Consider the following 17,595-nt stretch of genomic DNA (forward strand, 5'->3'; position numbering starts at 1 on the left):
TCAGGTCTTGTTGTCCAACAGTTTTGTAAAGTAGGCGATCATGGACTTCGCCTCGGCGGGGTCGCCCATGCTCCGGCCGATCCATCCCTTCCAATCACGATCCAAAGCCAGCAAACGCTTCCAAAAACTTTTCCGAAGGACTGCTTTTTTTTTCAGAAAAGGATAGCCCAGCTCCAGCAGCTTCCCGGGAGCCTTGATGGTCAGGTTGGCCTTTTTCTTTTTACCCCAGCGTCGCGCCAGCTCCTCGGTCGCAAAAACCGCCCTTGGTGCACTGCCTGACCGGAGAAAAAACTGGCTCAGGCCGATCTCCCAGACGTTGATGACATTGCGGCGGACCTGCTTGAGATCCTCAGCGACAAAGACCTCCTGTACCTTGACTTCCCCCAAGTAGCTTCGAAGGAGCGGCAGTGCAGTCTTTTCCCAGACCAGAAAGTGGCTCTGCAGATGGAAATCGTCCTGATGGGTAGAAAACCATGGCTTCTCATGGGAGTCGATCGCCCCCCAAAATTCCGCCTTCAGCGCCTCGCCCTTTTTCAAAAAACCCTTGAGATCGCCCAGCAGCACATTTGAGTCGTTGGCCAACACCAGTCTGTCCAGACGCTCGGAGTCAATCCGGCGAAAGGCTTTGAGAAACTTCCCAAAATCGTAGCCCTCATTTTTCACCAGCAGCAGCTCTACTCCGGGAGGCAGGCCATCCTCCTTGAAATCCCGCTCGTTGGTCACCAGGGTGGTCTTCGAAAAACACTTGGACAGCTCCTGAAGGTACCGCATCTCCGGAAAGGGCAGGCGGGCCTCAAGGCCGTAGTGGATGAAGATGCAGTGGTCCATCAGATTTTGTCGAGGCCTTTCCAGAATTTCAGGAAATAGTATTTCAGCGGGTTGCTGTACTTCAGCTGCTTCCAAGGGCGGCTGGCATGGGGACGATGCCAGACCGGCGCGTTCATCAGCACGGTATTTCCAAAACCGAGCTCCAGGGACTTCTTTGAGATGAAGGTGTCATACCAGTCCTTGGCCTCATCGAGTCCGGCAAAGTCATACCCCCTGAGAAAGTCCAGGGTGAAAAGTGTGCAGCAAAAGCTCAAACTTCTCTGGGTCTGGATCACCGACTCCCTGCTATCCTTGAACTTCAGATAGGGAAAATTCACCGTTCCGTTCTCATCCACCGTCACCGAGCCTACCAGACCGGTCTTTGCATGGCCCCTCTGGTACGCGAGTAGCGTGGAGACGGTATTGGGCTGGATCACCACGTCGGACTCCACCACAAGCAGAGGAATACCTGCCTCCAAGGCCATTTTTTGCGAGTGCTGGAGCACCAGCTTGTAGTTGGGCGAGGGGTGGTCAGTCAGCTCTTCGATGTGGATGAGCTCATAGCCGATGACTGACTTGTTTTCCTCCAGCTGGAGCTTGGTCTCCTCTGTGCTAAAGTCGTTGAAGATGACATGGCGCACGGGAACGTCCGAGGCGGCGATGGCCCTCGCGGTATCCAGGGTCGTTTCGATTGAGTTTTTGACTGGGGTGATTACGAGTACTTCGGCCATGGATTGGGATTTTGGCTAAAATTAGCTTTTCTGCCACTGCAAAAAAAACAGCCCCGGTTGGATGCCGGGGCTGGGGAATGGATTTCAGTCCGATCAGGCCAATTCGCCCAATGCTTTTTTGATTCGCTTCAGCGCCTCTACCAGCTCCTCCTCAGAGGCGGCGTAGGACAATCTCACGCAATTTGGCGCACCAAATGCCGCACCGGTCACCAGCGACACGTTGGCCACGGAGAGCAGGTACAGACAAAGGTCGTCCGCGTTGTTCACAGTCTGCCCATGGGCAGACTTGCCAAAGAAGGCCGTCACATCTGGGAAGAAGTAAAAAGCTCCCTCAGGTACGTGCGTCTTGATGCCCGGGATGTCACGAAGGAGATCCAACACAAGAGCTCTACGCTTAAAGTAGGCTTTGGTCATCTCCTGAGACGGAGTCTGGTCGCCGGAGATACCCGCCAACGCAGCGCGCTGTGCGATACCGGTATTGCCGGAGGTGAACTGGCCCTGCATCTTCTCTACCGCCTTGGCGATCTCCAGAGGGGCGCAGATGTAGCCTACTCTCCAGCCGGTCATGGCGTATCCTTTGGAGAAGCCGTTGACGGTGACCGTTCTGTCAAACATACCTGGGAAAGAGGCGATGCTGTAGTTTTTGCCTTCGAAGTTGATTAGTTCGTAGATCTCATCGGCGATCACGACGATGTTGTCACGCTTTTTCACCACCTCGGCGATGGCTTCCAGTTCTTCTTTGGAGAAAACCGAGCCGGTAGGGTTACACGGAGAGGAATAGATCACCGCCTTGGTTTTTGGTGTGATCGCCGCTTCCAGCTGGGCTGCGGTCGCCTTGAAATTGTTTTCCAGAGTCCCCTCGATCAGGACAGGGACACCTCCGCAGAGCTTGATGATCTCCGCGTAGCTCACCCAGTAAGGGGAGAAGATGACCACTTCGTCACCCTCGTTGATGATGCACATGAAGGTGTTGGCGATAGAATGCTTCGCACCCACGGACACCACGATGTTTTCGGCTTTGGCCTGCTCGATGGAGTTTTCCTCGCGGAGCTTTTTGGCAATCGCCTCTCTCAGGTCCTGGTAGCCAGCCACCGGCGGGTAGGCGAAATATTTTCCTTCGTCGATAGCCGCCTTGGCAGCCTCCTGGATATGCTTGGGTGTTTTGAAATCCGGCTCACCCAAACTCAAGCCGATAATATCAATGCCTTGGGACTTCAGCTCACGCGCTTTTTTTGCCATTGCGAGAGTAGCTGATTCCTCCATATTCAGGATGCGATCCGAAAGAATAGAATTCATTTTTTCAATAGGTTTTTTACAAATTCCTCAAAAATAGCCAGAAGATTATAAATTCTAAACGATCCCGAGGAATTGATGCTGAAATCGAGCTCGGGGCTTCAACCCCAAAACAAAATACTGATCTCCAAAGCGAGATTCCATCTGACCAATAAAAGCCATACATGTCAGATGAAATGTTATTTTTGAAGAAAATAGTTTGTCAATTCGGCCGTTTTATCCGCAATGAACAAGAGATTTCTCGTTTTTCTGATAGCAATGTCTGTTTCCGGCAAATTCGCCTTTGCCCAAAAAACCGAATCCGAAAAAGCCGCAGACCCGGATTCCACAGGCGTGGTGAATTCGGCTCTTCTGCCCTCGGTAGCTCCGCTACTGCTCTTTGACGAAGGAAAGGAAAAGGAAGAAAAAAAGGAGAAAAAGAAAAAAGCGCGCAAAAACATCTGGTTTGGCATCAAGACCCAGCGCGGCTACACCCGGAGGGAGCTGCGGGGCCAGTCCTACCTCGAGTATTTCAACTACACCGACATTGCCAAGACTCCCGATCCCTACATCCGGGACGTGTACTGGTACGACACCCGCGACAAGAGCATCAAGACCAGCGGCTACACCCAGGGCACCGGCTATCTCCTGCACGGCCCCTATGAGCGGGTGATCAACGAAACGGTGGTGGAAAGCGGCATGTTCTACTACGGTACCAAGCACAAGACCTGGATGCTCTTTGACGACAACAACGTCCTCCAGGACAAAAACCACTACAACGAAGGCTGGCCTGAGGAATCGCGGATATCCTACTACGACCAGTCCCAAGGGGCCATCGAGGAAATCATCCCCATCCAATACAGTCTAGAGGAGGGAAACTACTACTACTTCTATGACGACCAGCAGGTCGCTGTCACCGGTGAGTACCAATATGGAGAAAAGGTAGGCCTGTGGACGGAGTACTGGGACACCAACAACACCAAGGCTGTCCGCCGGCGCGAAATCCAATATCAGGAAGTGCCCTACACAAAAAATTTCCGCCCGTATATCCGGGCGGAATGGGACAAAGACGGCAACCTGATCTATCGCAGGGAGCTGTGATTACTTTTCCGTAAACTTAAACTGCTGGCCGCCTACCGAGGCCTCATACATCAGACCTCCCTTGGTGCGGGTAAATACCGCCACGCCTTCCACGTATTTGGCATTGGCGGAAGCACCCGATGCAGCCGCCACCGCGGACACTTGGGCAGACATCTCGATTTTGTTTTCCTTGAATCGGTCAAAAGCAGCCTTGTCCTCAAAGAACACCACTTCACTGTAGGACTGCCCGCCGAGCTGAAAGCCGATGGTCAGCTGCGTCATCTTGGCCATGCCGACCAGCGAGCCGCCTTCGTAGGCCGTACCGTTGCCGGCAGCGCCACCTACCCCCAGCCCTCCCTTGCCGACGTTGGGCAGGATGATGTAGCCGTAGGCGGACTCAAAGAGTTCACCCATGCTGGGGTCGTCTTTCAAAAAAGCCGCTTTGGCCTCTTCGGAATCCTTGATGATTTTTTCTTCTTTTTGGGCAAAAGCCGCGGTGCTCAGAAGGGTCAGAAACAGACCCAAAAACAGATTTTTCATGTGGTAATTAGATAGGTTTAGTAAAAGGCGTCTTCAAAATGCCGAAAGTTGACGGCGCCGTTTCGATCCCTATAGACGCCAACAATGTCAAAACGGATGTCTTTTTTCCAGTCTTTTTCATAAATATAGTGATCCGCGGCCTTCACCAGCAGCTTCTTCTTGGTGCTATCCACAAACTCTTCCGCGTAGCCAAAGCCGGTACCGGAACGGAATTTCACTTCCACAAAGACCAACAGCCCCCGGTGCTTCATCACCAAATCGATCTCCGCATAGCCATGGCGATAGTTGGAGTCGATGTGCTCATACCCCTTGCCCACCAGCCAGTCGGCGGCCATTTGCTCGGCAAGTCTCCCGTTGTCATTGTGCTCGGCCATGCTAAAATTGACTAATTTTGAAAAATCGAAGAACCCAACAGTAGCTCCTGCTGTTTTTAAAAATCAGTTTCCCGAGAGGAAAAAAGATGAATGAAATTATCAATAAAAGAGTAGAATTCCGAGATCTGGGCCGCATGGATTACCAAGCAGCCTGGGACTACCAAGAGGGGCTTTTTGCGGAGACCGTGGCGCTGAAGATCAAAAACCGAAGCCTGCCTCCAGACGCCCAAGCCCCTTCGCCCAACTACCTGCTTTTCGTGGAGCACCCGCACGTCTACACGCTGGGCAAAAGCGGTAAACCGGAAAACCTGCTCTTGGACGAAACCGGCCTCCAAAACCACCAGGCGACCTACTACAAGATCAACCGCGGAGGAGATATCACCTACCATGGCCCGGGCCAGCTGGTGGGCTACCCCATCCTGGACCTGGACAATTTCTTCACCGACATCCACCGCTACCTCCGCTATCTGGAGGAGGCGATCATCCTGACACTGGCGGACTACGGGATCGAGGCAGGGAGAATCGATGGCCTCACAGGCGTATGGCTCGACCATGTGGGACAGAAAAACCCGAGGAAAATCTGCGCCATGGGGGTCAAGTCCAGCCGCTGGGTCACCATGCATGGCTTCGCCTTCAATCTCAACGCGGACCTGAGCTACTTTGGCCACATCATCCCCTGCGGCATCGACGACAAGGCCGTGACCTCCCTCCACCTAGAGCTCGGACATCCCGTGGATGAGGCCGAGGCCAAAAACCGGGTGAGAAAGCATCTCGTAGACCTCTTCGGGATGGAGCAGGCCTAGCGGACGCAAAAAGAGGTGTCCAAAACTTCCTACAGCAACAATGAAAAAAGACATAGACTTCTCCCCGGTGACCGGGGTCAAACTGGCCATCGCCAAAACAGAAACAGCCCAAGGCTCCGAATGGGCCGTGTACATCATCAACCTCAACCTGATCGAGCTCACCAACGTGATGATCACCTCCAAGGGCTACGGCCTGCTGGATGGGGAAAAACGCCAGACTTCCACACTTCGCCACATGATCGAGGAGCTGGGCTCCCAATCTGTCGCCAAGGTCGAGCCCATCGATCCGGCCGTATTTGCGCTGACCAACGAATTCTGGGTGAGCTACTACATCCTCGACCAGATTTTTGACAAAAAGTTTATCTTTACTCCAGGCAGTTTTGATCCTTCGCACCTTGGGCTGATCCCCGAGCTCGGCCTGGAGGGAATACTTCACAGCTAAAACAAAGCGCATATGGCAGACTTTTTTGATCAATTGGGAGACATCCTGTTTTTGGACATCGAGACTGCCTCGCTCACGGAGAAGTTTGACGATCTGGAGCCGCGCCTACAGGAAGAATGGATCAAAAAAGAGCGCTTGCTCCACCTCGACAAACCCACTGAGCCGCCTGGTTCCCTGTACTTTGACCGAGCAGGCATCCATGCGGAATTTGGGCAGGTGATCTGCGTGGGGGTGGGCTTTTTCCAGACCAAAAAGAAGGACAAAAAGCTGCTTTTCCGCTCCAAGATCTATGCGGATACGGAGGAGCGGGAACTTCTTTTGTCGCTAAAAGCTTTATTGGAGAAGAAAAAATGGGTGCTTTGCGCACACAACGGGAAAGAATTTGACTTCCCCTACCTCTGCCGACGAATGCTGATCCATGGAATCGCCCTACCCGAGCCGCTTCAGATCTCGGGAAAAAAACCCTGGGAAGTCCGCCACTTGGACACGATGGAGATGTGGAAGTTTGGCGACCACAAGCACTACACGCGGCTGGAGCTGTTGGCGGCCGTCTTCGGAATCCCCACCTCCAAGGAAGGCATAGACGGCAGCCAGGTCAACACCACCTTTTATCTCGAGCACGACCTCGACAAGATCAAAAAATATTGCCTCAGGGATGTGGAGGTCACCGCCCGGATCTTCATGGCCATGCATCCCCAGCTGGACGATTTGGTGATAGAAATCCACCAGCCCGAGGAATCAAAAAAAGATCAAGACGATTGATGTCTAAGGCACCCAAATCTTTTTACCTTAGAAAAAACCACCCAAACCATGGGAAGAAAACCAGACAGAAAAAACTCAAAACATAGAAAAGGAGCCCCATCCAATGACGCCGCCAACCTGGCAAGAAGGATCCTCCAATTTTTGGACGCCCACTACGGGGAGGAGTTTAACTCCAAGCAAATCATCAAACGACTGGAAATCCGCGATTCGCTCAACAAGGGCGGCGTGGAGCCCGTCCTCTCCAAACTCGTGGAGTCCGGCGCGGTCTCACGCAATTCCCGCAACTTCTTCAGCTCCACCAAAGAGCCGGGCTTCATCGTGGGCACGGTGGACTATGTCAATCCCCGCTTCGCCTTCATCGTCCCCGACGATCCGGAAGCGAGCGATGGCGACATCCTGATCAAGGAGGCTGACCTCAAGCAGGCCCTGGACGGGGACAAGGTGCGCGTGATGGTTTTCCCGCTGAAGGGAAAAACCGGACGGACCGAGGGCCGCGTATTGGAGATCCTCCAGCGCAATAGAGACGAGTTTGTGGGCAGGGTAGAAATATCGCCCCGATTTGCCTTCATAGTGCCGGATTTCAAAAAAATGCACAAGGACATCTTTGTCCATCGCGGTGACCTCAAGGGAGCCGAGCACAATGAAAAAGTCGTCGTCAAGCTCACCGAATGGCGGGAAGGCGACAGAAATCCCACCGGGGAAGTCGTCCGGGTCTTGGGCAAAGCCGGCCTACATGAGGTGGAGATCCACTCCATCATGGCGGAATTTGGCCTTCCCTTCGAGTATCCCGAGGAGCCGAACACGGAAGCCAATGCCATCTCCGACAAGATCACCGCCAAGGAAATCAAAGCGAGAAAAGACTTCCGGGACGTACTGACCTTCACCATCGACCCCGTCGATGCCAAGGACTTTGACGACGCGATCTCGTATCGGGAGCTGGAAAACGGCAATCTGGAGATCGGTGTCCATATCGCCGACGTGACCCACTATGTGAAGCCCAAGACAGCCTTGGAAAAAGAGGCCTACCACCGGGCCACTTCCGTGTACCTGGTCGACCGCACCATTCCCATGCTCCCTGAGCGCCTGAGCAACGGCCTTTGCTCCCTCCGTCCCAACGAGGAAAAGCTGACCTTTGCCTGCGTCTTTGAAATGGACCGCAGCGGACACGTGGTCAAACACTGGATCGGACGGACGGTCATCCACTCTGACAGAAGGTACGCCTACGAAGAAGCCCAGGAATGCATCGACACCCAGTCCGGAGACTACTTTCGGGAGCTGACTTTGTTGAACGACATTGCCAAAAAGATCCGCAAGAAGCGCTTTGACCATGGCGCAGTCAACTTTGAGACAGTGGAAGTAAAGTTCAAACTGGACGAAAAGGGCACGCCACTCGGCCTCATGGTCAAAGAGAGAAAAGACATCCACAAGCTCATCGAGGAGTTTATGCTCCTGGCCAACAAGTACGTGGCGGAGTTTATCTACAAGAAAAACAACGGCACGGACACCTTTGTCTATAGAACCCACGACAGTCCGGACTTGGATCGCCTGGAGACCTTCTCCGGCTTTGCGAAGCGCTTTGGCCACCAAATCGACGTGGCGACACCGCAGAAGATCTCTGGCGCGCTCAATAAACTGATGGAGGAAATCCAAGGCAAGCCCGAGCAGAACGTGCTGGAACAGCTGGCGATCCGCAGCATGGCCAAGGCCAAATATACGACCCAGCCCAAGGGGCACTTTGGCCTGGCTTTCCCCCACTACACCCACTTCACCTCACCCATCCGTCGCTATCCCGATATGATGGTGCATCGCCTGCTGGAGCACTACCTCGACGGTGGCAAGTCACCCGATGCCGAACCTTGGGAGCAAAAGTGCCTGCACTCCTCCGAGCGGGAAAAGAACGCCGCGGATGCCGAGCGCGCCTCCATCAAATACAAGCAGGTGGAATTCATGTCCCTAGCCGAGCAAAAGGACTACGAAGGCATCGTGAGTGGCGTGACCGAGTGGGGCGTGTTTGTGGAAATCACCGAGACCAAGTGCGAGGGCATGATCCGCGTGCAGGACATGGATGACGACTACTACGAGTTTGATGAGAGAAACATGCGCCTGATCGGCAGCAAAAGCAAAAAAATGATCACCTTGGGTGACAAAGTCGTCGTGCGGGTCGTCAACACCGACATCGACCGACGAACAATAGATTTGGAATTTGCAGACAATGACAGAAAAAAGCCTCGCTCACGCGCTTTTAATTAAGATTGAGGACCACATTACCTCCCACAGTTTCGGAGCATCACCCCTAGAACTTTATGACCCCATCAGCTATATCCTGAGTCTGGGAGGCAAGCGGATCAGGCCGCTGCTTTCGCTGCTGGCCTATGGACTGTACGGGAAAGATCCGGAGGAAATCCTCGACCAGGCCTGCGCGGTCGAAGTATTCCACAATTTCACCCTCATGCATGACGACATCATGGACGAAGCCCCGCTGAGACGCGGCAAAGCCACCGTACATGAAAAATGGAATGCCAATACGGCCATTCTCTCCGGCGACGTCATGCTGGTGGGAGCCTACGAGCTCCTGCTCGGCACCCAGCGGGAGCTTCTGCCCGAAGTGCTCCGACTATTCAACAGGACGGCCGCGGAGGTCTGTGAAGGACAGCAATATGACATGAACTTTGAGAAGTACGGCTCCGTGAAGGAGGAGGAATACATCAATATGATTCGCCTCAAGACGGCAGTTCTCCTGGGCTTTGCGCTGCAGCTGGGAGGCATCTTGGCTGGGGCGGAAAAGGCCGACGCGAGAAAACTCTACGATTTCGGCATGAACGTAGGCGTGGGTTTTCAGCTAAAAGACGACCTGCTGGATGTCTTTGCCGACCAGGCCAAATTCGGAAAGCAGGTAGGCGGCGACATCATTTCCAACAAGAAAACTTTTCTCCTTATCAAAGCACTCGAACTGGCCAAGGGCGAGGATGCCGACGAGCTGAAATTTTGGCTTTCGCAGAAGGAATTTGACAAGGGAGAAAAAGTACAAGCGGTGCGGACACTGTACGAAAAGCTCGGCATCAAATCCCTCACCGAGGCCAAGATGAAGCACTATTTCGACTCTGGATTTGAACAGCTCGAGAAGCTGCCAAACGTCAACTCCGAGTACCTCCAAGCCCTGCAAGCCATTACCCAAGACTTGATCCACCGGGAAAGATAAGCCATGGAACTGACGCTGACCAACCTCCTGATCGGGATCACCGCCGTGACCAGCATCCTGGGTTTCAACCGCTACGAAATGCTGGACCGCTGGATGTTCATGCCCTACCGGATCAAAAATCGAGGCCAATGGGATCGCTTCCTGCTTTCCGGCTTTATCCACAAGGACTACGTACACCTTCTTTTCAACATGTTCACCTTCTACTTCTTTGGCAGGGTGGTGGAGATGTTTTTGGCCTACACGTTTGGGCAATTGCTAGGCGGGGTTTTGTTTGTCGCGTTTTACCTACTCGGCATCATCGCATCGGACATCCCCACCTACCGAAAGCATCAGGACGACAGCCGATACCGGGCACTTGGAGCTTCCGGGGGCACGGCGGCCACGGTCTTCGCGAGCATCGTGATCATGCCCCTGTCGGATATCTGCCTGTTTGGAATCCTCTGCCTTCCGGGATTTATACTTGGGGTTTTGTTTCTCATCTACTCCTACATTCAGGGCAAAAAGGGCGGCGACAACATCAACCACGACGCGCACTTGTATGGGGCGATTTTCGGCGTTGTGTTTATTTTGGTTTTGTCCCCCTCCAGTGCAGCGATGTTTGTAGAGCAAATCAGGGATTTCAGACTGTTCTGAAAAAACACCCAACAGATTAATCAGCATAGAGGGCTTTCAGATCGCTGAAAGCCCTTTTCTCTTTAAAAAAAATCGCCAGACTCCAGGATACAAAAAAAGCCCCTCCGGATCGAAGGGGCTTCATTTTCTTAAGTAGGTAGGCTTATGCCTCAGCAGGCAAAACGCTTACGTAAGATTTGCCGTCAGACTTGGTTTTGAAAGTCACTACACCGTTGGACAGAGCGAACAGTGTGTGGTCTTTGCCAATTCCGACATTCAGGCCAGCGTGATGCTTGGTACCTCTTTGTCTCACGATGATGTTGCCGGCGATTACCGCTTCACCACCAAATTTCTTCACGCCCAATCTCTTGGAATGTGACTCTCTACCGTTTTTGGAACTACCTACACCTTTTTTGTGTGCCATGGTTATATCAGTTTACGTCCTCCCTAGGGGAAAACTTAGAGTGTAATATTTTCGATCAATACTTTGGTGAAGTCTTGTCTGTGACCGTTCTTCTTCTTGTAGCCCTTGCGGCGCTTCTTTTTGAAGACAATCACCTTGTCACCTTTTACATGATCCAGGATTTTCCCGGATACCTTGGCTCCAGATACGATCGGAGCTCCTACAGACACAGTGCCGTCGGCTTCTGCCAACAAAACCTGGTCAAATTCCACGGAAGCGCCAGCGTCACCCTCCAACTTGGGAGCGTAGACGTACTGATCTTTTGTTACTTTGAACTGCTTACCAGCGATGTTTACAATTGCGTACATGATTCTTGGTTTCTTTGTAGAAATCGGAGTGCAAATATAAGAAAGTGATTTTGAACAAAAAAACATTCTTTGAAAATCCAAAGCGGGAGTTGTGGACTACCTTGGGACCTGAAGGCAGCCGGCCGCTTCAGCGGAAAAAAGCCTTAGAAAAATCCCCGAAAATCGGAAATGCCACGAGGGCCTTTTTCCGATCGTCCGAGTTAAGAACCTGTGACTCAGCCACAGAATTTGCACTCTTCCCTCGATATTTTCATGACTCTCGGTCAAAATTTTGGTCAGATTTGTTTGTGGAAAACTTTTTTGAAAATGTTGAAAATTAATCAAATGCCCGAAAAAAGGCAAAACGGTTAATCCCGGAGTTTATTCAATCCGCTTTATTTTACTGATAAATAGCTGATTATAAAGATTTCGACTTTTGGTCAAAAAATCACTTGAATGAGCCCTTTAGCGTTTTTTTTTCGCTTTTTGCTTCACATATTTGTTCAAAGGCTGTTGTAAAAAGGCAGCCTTTGCCATCACCGCACCAGAATGAGGACATGATTTACCGCCTCAAAACCATTTTAAGAACTTTAATATAACAGAGAGTAAGATGCAGCACGAACCGATTTTAGAAGAGAACAGTGGACGCTTTGTCCTTTTCCCCATCCAACACAACGACATCTGGCAGTATTACAAAAAAGCCGAGGCCAGCTTCTGGACGGCGGAGGAGATCGACCTAGGTCAGGACATGAGGGATTGGAAAAACCTCAATGACGGCGAGCGCCATTTCATTTCGCACGTGCTGGCGTTCTTTGCCGCTAGTGACGGTATCGTCAACGAAAACCTGGCCGAGCACTTTGTTTCCGAGGTGCAATACACCGAGGCCAAGTTCTTCTACGGTTTCCAGATCGCGATGGAAAACATCCACTCTGAAACCTACTCCCTGCTCATCGACACCTATATCAAGGACTCCGGAGAAAGAGACCGCCTCCTCAACGCCATCGAACACATCGATTGTGTAAAAAAGAAGGCAGAGTGGGCGCTCCGTTGGATCGACAACGGCAACTTCCAGGAAAGGCTCATCGCCTTTGCCGCTGTGGAAGGGATCTTCTTCTCAGGGTCTTTCTGCTCCATCTTCTGGCTGAAGAAAAGAGGCCTGATGCCGGGACTGACTTTCTCCAACGAACTGATCTCAAGAGACGAGGGCTTGCACTGTGATTTTGCCTGCCACCTATATACCAAGCACGTGGTCAATCCACTTCCGAAAGACACCGTCCGCGAAATCATCATGGACGCGGTAGCCATCGAGAAGGAATTTGTCACCGATGCCTTGCCGGTACGATTGATCGGAATGAACGCCGACCTGATGTGCCAGTACATCGAGTTTGTGGCGGACCGTCTGCTCGTGGAGCTGGGCTGCGACAAAGTCTGGAACAGCACCAATCCATTTGACTTCATGGACATGATCTCCCTGCAGGGCAAGACCAACTTCTTCGAAAAAAGAGTGGGAGACTACCAAAAAGCCGGGGTGATGAAGTCCACCGAGGCCAGCGAATCGTCTTCCAGATTTTCCATCGAAGAAGACTTTTAATCAATCACTTTCCACCACCAAAACTAACCGAACATGCTTGTAATCAAACGCGACGGAAGAAGAGAATCGGTAAGATTCGACAAAATCACGGCAAGGATCGAAAACCTCTGCTATGAATTGGATCCCAAGTTCATCCAGCCTATCGAGGTGGCCAAGAAGGTGATTGACGGTCTTTACGACGGGGTGACCACCTCGGAGCTGGACAATCTGGCTGCAGAAGTCTGCGCCTCGCTCACCGTAAGACACCCAGACTACGCCATCCTGGCTGCCAGGATCGCCATTTCCAACCTGCACAAAACCACCAGCCAGTCTTTTTCAAACACCATGAAAAGACTGTACACCTATGTCAATCCGAAGACTGGCGAAAATGCCCAGCTGCTGGATACGGAAGTGTATGGTATCATCAAGAAAAACGCCGCAAGGCTAGACGAAGCCGTCGACTATAAACGTGATTTCGGCTATGACTATTTCGGATACAAAACCCTCGAAAAAAGCTACCTGATCCGCTTGGACGGCAAGGTAGTGGAGCGGCCACAGCACATGCTCATGCGTGTGGCGGTGGGTATCCACAGAGAAGACATGGATGCGGCCATAGAGACGTACAACCTGCTTTCTGAGCGATGGTTTACCCATGCGACTCCTACCCTTTTCAACGCCGGCACTCCAAAGCCGCAGCTTTCTTCCTGCTTCCTGCTCACGATGAAGGACGACAGCATCGACGGGATCTACGATACGCTGAAGCAGTGTGCCAAAATCTCCCAGTCCGCAGGCGGTATCGGCCTTTCCATCCACCATGTTCGAGCTAAGGGCAGCTACATCAAAGGCACCAACGGTGTCTCCAACGGCATCGTGCCTATGCTGAGAAACTTTGACATGACCGCGCGCTACGTGGACCAAGGCGGAGGAAAAAGAAAAGGAAGCTTCGCCATCTACCTGGAGCCTTGGCATGCCGATATCAAGGACTTCCTGGAGCTGAAAAGAAACCACGGAAAAGAGGAAATGCGTGCCAGAGACCTGTTCTACGCACTTTGGATCCCAGATCTGTTCATGAAGCGTGTGGAGCAAAACGAGGACTGGCCTCTATTCTGTCCAAACGAAGCCCCGGGACTTTCCGAGTGCCATGGTGAAGAATTCGAGAGACTGTTTGAAAAATACGAGCGAGAAGGCCGTGCGAGAGAAACCGTCAAGGCACAGGAGCTTTGGTTTGAGATTCTTGAATCCCAGATCGAGACCGGCACGCCCTACATGCTTTACAAGGACTCAGCCAACGGCAAGTCCAACCAAAAGAACCTCGGAACGATCAAGTCTTCCAACCTTTGCACCGAGATCATCGAGTACACCGCCCCAGATGAGGTGGCCGTGTGTAACCTCGCGTCGATTGCCATTCCGAAGTTTGTCACCAATGGGCCTGACGGCAAGCCGGTCTTTGACCACAGCAAGCTCTACGAAATCACCAAAGTAGCCACCCGAAACCTGAACAAGGTGATCGATATCAACTACTATCCGGTGGAAGAAGCCCGCAGATCCAACTTCAGACATCGTCCGATCGGACTCGGTATCCAAGGCTTGGCCGATGCCTTCATCATGCTGAGAATGCCATTCGATTCTGTGGAAGCACGGGGTCTAAACGAAGACATCTTCGAAACCATCTACTATGCGGCAGTCGAGACTTCCATGGAGCTCGCCAAAACGCAGGGAACATACGAAACTTACGAAGGCTGTCCTGCGTCAAAAGGCATTTTGCAGTTTGACATGTGGGGAGTGACGCCAAAGTCCGGCAGATGGAACTGGGATGCGCTGAAAGAAAAAGTCAAAAAGTACGGGATGAGAAACTCCCTCCTTGTAGCCCCAATGCCGACCGCATCCACTTCCCAGATCCTTGGAAACAACGAGTGCTTTGAGCCCTACACTTCCAACCTGTACACCAGAAGAACGCTTTCTGGAGAATTCATTATGGTCAATAAGCACCTGATGAAAGACCTGATCAACCTGGGTATGTGGAATGATACCATGAGAAACCGACTGATCGCCACCAACGGCTCCGTTCAGAACGTGCCTGGTATTCCACAAAACATCAAGGATATCTACAAGACCGTTTGGGAGATTTCCCAGAAAGTCATCATCGACATGGCTGCTGACCGGGGAGCCTACATTTGCCAATCCCAAAGCATGAACATCTTCATGCAAGATCCAAACTTTGGCAAGCTGACCTCTATGCACTTCTATGCATGGAAAAAAGGCCTGAAGACAGGCATGTATTACCTGAGATCACAGGCTGCTACGGCGGCTATCAAGTTCACACTGGACAAGGCTTCCCTAGAGACCAAGCCGGAAAAGGCTGTGGAAATCGAGCAGTCCAAGACACAAAAGCAAGATGCCATCTCCTGCTCCCTCGACGACCCCGAGGGCTGCGAAATGTGCGGAAGCTAAAATCTAGAGTTCGTAAAATGGATAAAAGGCGTTTGATAGTATCAAGCGCTTTTTTTTTGTAACTATAGCGTCTATGGAAATCCACCAGATCCTGCATCGGCTACAAAAGCTAGCCAGCGATAGTCCGGCTCAATTTGGGGTCATGAGTCCCCAGCACATGGTCGAGCACTTGAGCCTGACAGTCAAGATATCGTATGATCGGATAAAAATCCCCGAATTCGAACCTGGCAAAAATGAACTCGTACTCAAGCAGGAATTGCTCTATTCTAGCATACAGTTTCCGAGGGGAATAAGGGCTCCAGGCCTCGGAGAGGGGGCCTTGCTCCCATTACGCTTTTCAAACTTAAATGAGGCAAAAGAAGAGCTGCTAAAAAGCCTGACGAACTACACGCGCTACTTTAAGGAAAATCCTGAGGCTAGGCCCGTACACCCTAGGTTTGGAAGACTCATGCATGGTGAGTGGGAAATTTTTCACGCCAAACATTTTGAGCATCATCTGAGGCAATTTGGTGTGTAGTCAAAAGCTCAAATCCTCTATGAAAAATCCCTCAAAAAGGCGAGAGTAGAATTCAGGGATCAGTCCGAATATCTGGGGAGGAGTATTTTTCAAGCATAGATATTGGAAAGCCTGAAAAGGAAGAATTCGACATTTGCGACGCCTCTGAACTGTGCCCTGAAGGCTTTGATTTTTGCGTTGAAGGATTCGGCCGAAGCGTTGGTGCTTCTGTTTTCAAAGAAGTTCAGGATGGTCTCATAGTGGTTTTGGATGGTCCGGGACACGGTATTGAAGGATTTGAACCCGGCCAGTTCCACGTCATTGTACCAGTGGGCCAGTTTGGTGAAGGCCACTCCCTTGATTTTGCTGCTCTGGTAGATCCGGGCAAGGGATCTGGACAGACGGTAGGCTTTTTCCAAATCGGGGTAGCGATGAAAGAGTAGTTCAGCCCGGTGTGCCTGCGAGGGAGTCCAGGAGTCCTCAGCCTTGAAGAGCAGATGGCGGCTTCTGGCGAGCAGCTGTTTTTTCGTGTCCCCGTTTTCGAGCCTGTCGGGGACAAATGCCCGCCCGCATTCCCTGCTCAGTTCGATCTCCTTGTTTTCCTGGTCGATGGCCTCCCAGCGGTGGGCGATCCGCATTTCCTGCACGGCCTCATGGACAAGCTGCTGGACATGGAAGCGGTCGGTGACCAACTGGGCTTTGGGGAAGCTCCGGCGCACGATCCGCTCCATGCTGGCGGCCATGTCCAGGGTGACCTCCTTGACTTTGTTTCTTTTGGATTCGGGGATTTTCCGCAGCACATCAATGACCCGCTCGCTGTCCGTCCCCTTGACCATGGCCACCAGGGCGCCTTTTTTGCCTTTGGCCGCCTTGTTGGTCACCAGGGTATAGAGCTCGCCTTGGGACAGGGCGGTCTCATCGATGCTGAGGTGGGAGCCCAGATTTTCCGGGAAGAGAATCCAATCCTTGGCGTGCGGCTTCTGCTCCCAAGTCTGGAAGTGGCTCAGGTGGAAAACATACTGGTGTTCGAGGTTCTTGCCGTTCACGTGGAAGTTTTCAGCCAGGCTCTTGCAGCTTACCGGGGACGTGTCCAGTCGTTCCTTTTTAAAAAAAGCGCGAATTCCTTTGTCATCCGCGTCCCGTTGGCCACCAAGTTCCAGTCTCTGCTTACATTTTTGCCGGTTTGTTCATCCAGCCACTTCCTTCTTTTGACATGGAGGAAACAAGCCTTGCCCCGCAACGGGAAATCCTGGATACTCACCTGATCATAGAATCCCTTGGAGGTAAGCTTGACTCCCTGAAGATGCTCGGGGTGGATGTTGAGTTCTTCCAGATAAATGTGATAGGCATTGTCTTTAAGTTCCGCTGAGGTAACCTTGAAAAATTCCAGCAGCCCTTGGGGCAACAACAAACTCAGGTAATCCTTTTCTTCCAATTCTTTTTTTAACAAAGAAACTCGATTGACTCCGATCCCCCAACTTTTAGGATTGATCCGAATTCAGCCGGATTTTCTTTCCTATCAAGGGTCAACGGAAGGCATAAAACGCAAAAAAGCCAGCATTACTGCTGGCTTTTAAAAAATGTGGCGGCGACCTACTCTCCCGGGTGTAACCCCAGTACCATCGGCGCTGCAGGGCTTAACTTCTCTGTTCGGGATGGGAAGAGGTGGGACCCCTGCGCTAGGCCGCCTAAATTGGAAGACTCAA

Annotated in this window: 19 protein-coding genes and 1 rRNA gene; 10 read left to right on the forward strand and 10 right to left on the reverse strand. The window is 51.9% G+C overall.

Annotated elements, in window-relative coordinates; translation table 11 throughout:
* From J0A68_RS12580 to J0A68_RS12590, 3 genes are all read right to left on the reverse strand, one after another.
* Positions 1 to 828: a rhamnan synthesis F family protein gene (locus tag J0A68_RS12580; protein WP_206578553.1), complete on the reverse strand. Its 828-nt coding sequence runs from the start codon at positions 826 to 828 to the stop codon at positions 1 to 3.
* Positions 828 to 1,538 carry a glycosyltransferase family protein gene (locus J0A68_RS12585; RefSeq protein WP_206578554.1) on the reverse strand — a complete coding sequence of 237 codons (711 nt, stop codon included), beginning with the start codon at positions 1,536 to 1,538 and terminating at the stop codon, positions 828 to 830. Before J0A68_RS12585 ends, J0A68_RS12580 begins: the two co-directional genes overlap by 1 nt.
* A 93-nt stretch (positions 1,539 to 1,631) precedes the next feature.
* Positions 1,632 to 2,834: a pyridoxal phosphate-dependent aminotransferase gene (locus J0A68_RS12590; RefSeq protein WP_206578555.1), complete on the reverse strand. Its 1,203-nt coding sequence runs from the start codon at positions 2,832 to 2,834 to the stop codon at positions 1,632 to 1,634.
* Between the two features lie 222 nt (positions 2,835 to 3,056).
* Between J0A68_RS12590 and J0A68_RS12595 the strand changes: the two genes are divergently transcribed.
* Positions 3,057 to 3,911 (forward strand): toxin-antitoxin system YwqK family antitoxin, encoded by an 855-nt coding sequence (locus J0A68_RS12595; protein WP_206578556.1) that lies wholly within the window; start codon positions 3,057 to 3,059, stop codon positions 3,909 to 3,911.
* Here J0A68_RS12595 and J0A68_RS12600 read toward each other — a convergent pair whose 3' ends face one another.
* Both J0A68_RS12600 and J0A68_RS12605 read right to left on the reverse strand, forming a co-directional pair.
* Positions 3,912 to 4,430 carry a YSC84-related protein gene (locus tag J0A68_RS12600; RefSeq protein ID WP_206578557.1) on the reverse strand — a complete coding sequence of 173 codons (519 nt, stop codon included), beginning with the start codon at positions 4,428 to 4,430 and terminating at the stop codon, positions 3,912 to 3,914.
* 17 nt (positions 4,431 to 4,447) lie between these two features.
* Positions 4,448 to 4,804: a YraN family protein gene (locus J0A68_RS12605; protein ID WP_206578558.1), complete on the reverse strand. Its 357-nt coding sequence runs from the start codon at positions 4,802 to 4,804 to the stop codon at positions 4,448 to 4,450.
* A gap of 86 nt (positions 4,805 to 4,890) precedes the next feature.
* On the opposite strand from J0A68_RS12605, the gene lipB reads away from it, so the two are divergent.
* The 6 genes from lipB to J0A68_RS12635 are packed head-to-tail and all read left to right on the forward strand — an operon-like array spanning position 4,891 to position 10,643.
* Entirely contained in the window at positions 4,891 to 5,607 is a 717-nt protein-coding gene (lipB, locus tag J0A68_RS12610) for a lipoyl(octanoyl) transferase LipB (RefSeq protein WP_206578559.1), read from the forward strand.
* 40 nt (positions 5,608 to 5,647) lie between these two features.
* Positions 5,648 to 6,049 carry a hypothetical protein gene (locus tag J0A68_RS12615; RefSeq protein WP_206578560.1) on the forward strand — a complete coding sequence of 134 codons (402 nt, stop codon included), beginning with the start codon at positions 5,648 to 5,650 and terminating at the stop codon, positions 6,047 to 6,049.
* 12 nt (positions 6,050 to 6,061) lie between these two features.
* Entirely contained in the window at positions 6,062 to 6,811 is a 750-nt protein-coding gene (locus tag J0A68_RS12620; RefSeq protein ID WP_206578561.1) for a 3'-5' exonuclease, read from the forward strand.
* A gap of 48 nt (positions 6,812 to 6,859) precedes the next feature.
* Positions 6,860 to 9,061: a ribonuclease R gene (gene rnr / locus J0A68_RS12625; protein ID WP_206578562.1), complete on the forward strand. Its 2,202-nt coding sequence runs from the start codon at positions 6,860 to 6,862 to the stop codon at positions 9,059 to 9,061.
* Complete coding sequence (locus J0A68_RS12630) at positions 9,024 to 10,010, forward strand: polyprenyl synthetase family protein (protein ID WP_206578563.1); 987 nt, start codon at positions 9,024 to 9,026, stop codon at positions 10,008 to 10,010. The genes rnr and J0A68_RS12630 overlap by 38 nt, the downstream gene beginning before the upstream one ends.
* A gap of 3 nt (positions 10,011 to 10,013) precedes the next feature.
* A complete protein-coding gene (locus J0A68_RS12635; RefSeq protein ID WP_206578564.1) occupies positions 10,014 to 10,643 on the forward strand; it encodes a rhomboid family intramembrane serine protease in 630 nt (209 codons plus the stop codon).
* Between the two features lie 142 nt (positions 10,644 to 10,785).
* On the opposite strand, the gene rpmA is transcribed toward J0A68_RS12635, so the two are convergent.
* Positions 10,786 to 11,046: a 50S ribosomal protein L27 gene (gene rpmA / locus J0A68_RS12640; RefSeq protein ID WP_206578565.1), complete on the reverse strand. Its 261-nt coding sequence runs from the start codon at positions 11,044 to 11,046 to the stop codon at positions 10,786 to 10,788.
* Between the two features lie 35 nt (positions 11,047 to 11,081).
* Positions 11,082 to 11,393: a 50S ribosomal protein L21 gene (gene rplU, locus J0A68_RS12645; protein WP_206578566.1), complete on the reverse strand. Its 312-nt coding sequence runs from the start codon at positions 11,391 to 11,393 to the stop codon at positions 11,082 to 11,084.
* Between the two features lie 589 nt (positions 11,394 to 11,982).
* Here rplU and J0A68_RS12650 point away from each other — a divergent pair.
* The 3 genes from J0A68_RS12650 to J0A68_RS12660 all read left to right on the forward strand — a co-directional run bounded on the left by J0A68_RS12650 (position 11,983) and on the right by J0A68_RS12660 (position 15,910).
* Positions 11,983 to 12,963 carry a ribonucleoside-diphosphate reductase small subunit gene (locus tag J0A68_RS12650; RefSeq protein ID WP_206578567.1) on the forward strand — a complete coding sequence of 327 codons (981 nt, stop codon included), beginning with the start codon at positions 11,983 to 11,985 and terminating at the stop codon, positions 12,961 to 12,963.
* Between the two features lie 33 nt (positions 12,964 to 12,996).
* Positions 12,997 to 15,393, forward strand: a complete 2,397-nt coding sequence (locus J0A68_RS12655; protein ID WP_206578568.1) for a ribonucleoside-diphosphate reductase subunit alpha — start codon at positions 12,997 to 12,999, stop codon at positions 15,391 to 15,393.
* Positions 15,394 to 15,466: 73 nt separating this feature from the next.
* Complete coding sequence (locus J0A68_RS12660; RefSeq protein ID WP_206578569.1) at positions 15,467 to 15,910, forward strand: DUF1569 domain-containing protein; 444 nt, start codon at positions 15,467 to 15,469, stop codon at positions 15,908 to 15,910.
* Between the two features lie 89 nt (positions 15,911 to 15,999).
* Here the strand turns inward: J0A68_RS12660 and J0A68_RS12665 are convergent, their stop codons facing one another.
* The 3 genes from J0A68_RS12665 to rrf form a co-directional block, all read right to left on the reverse strand.
* Entirely contained in the window at positions 16,000 to 16,935 is a 936-nt protein-coding gene (locus J0A68_RS12665) for an ISAon1 family transposase (RefSeq protein WP_206578570.1), read from the reverse strand.
* 29 nt (positions 16,936 to 16,964) lie between these two features.
* Positions 16,965 to 17,339: an ISAon1 family transposase N-terminal region protein gene (locus J0A68_RS12670; protein ID WP_236025565.1), complete on the reverse strand. Its 375-nt coding sequence runs from the start codon at positions 17,337 to 17,339 to the stop codon at positions 16,965 to 16,967.
* A gap of 130 nt (positions 17,340 to 17,469) precedes the next feature.
* Positions 17,470 to 17,581 (reverse strand): 5S ribosomal RNA (gene rrf, locus J0A68_RS12675).
* Between the last annotated feature and the right edge of the window lie 14 nt (positions 17,582 to 17,595).

The sequence above is a fragment of the Algoriphagus oliviformis genome (assembly GCF_017254915.1).
Classification (GTDB): Bacteria; Bacteroidota; Bacteroidia; order Cytophagales; family Cyclobacteriaceae; genus Algoriphagus; species Algoriphagus oliviformis.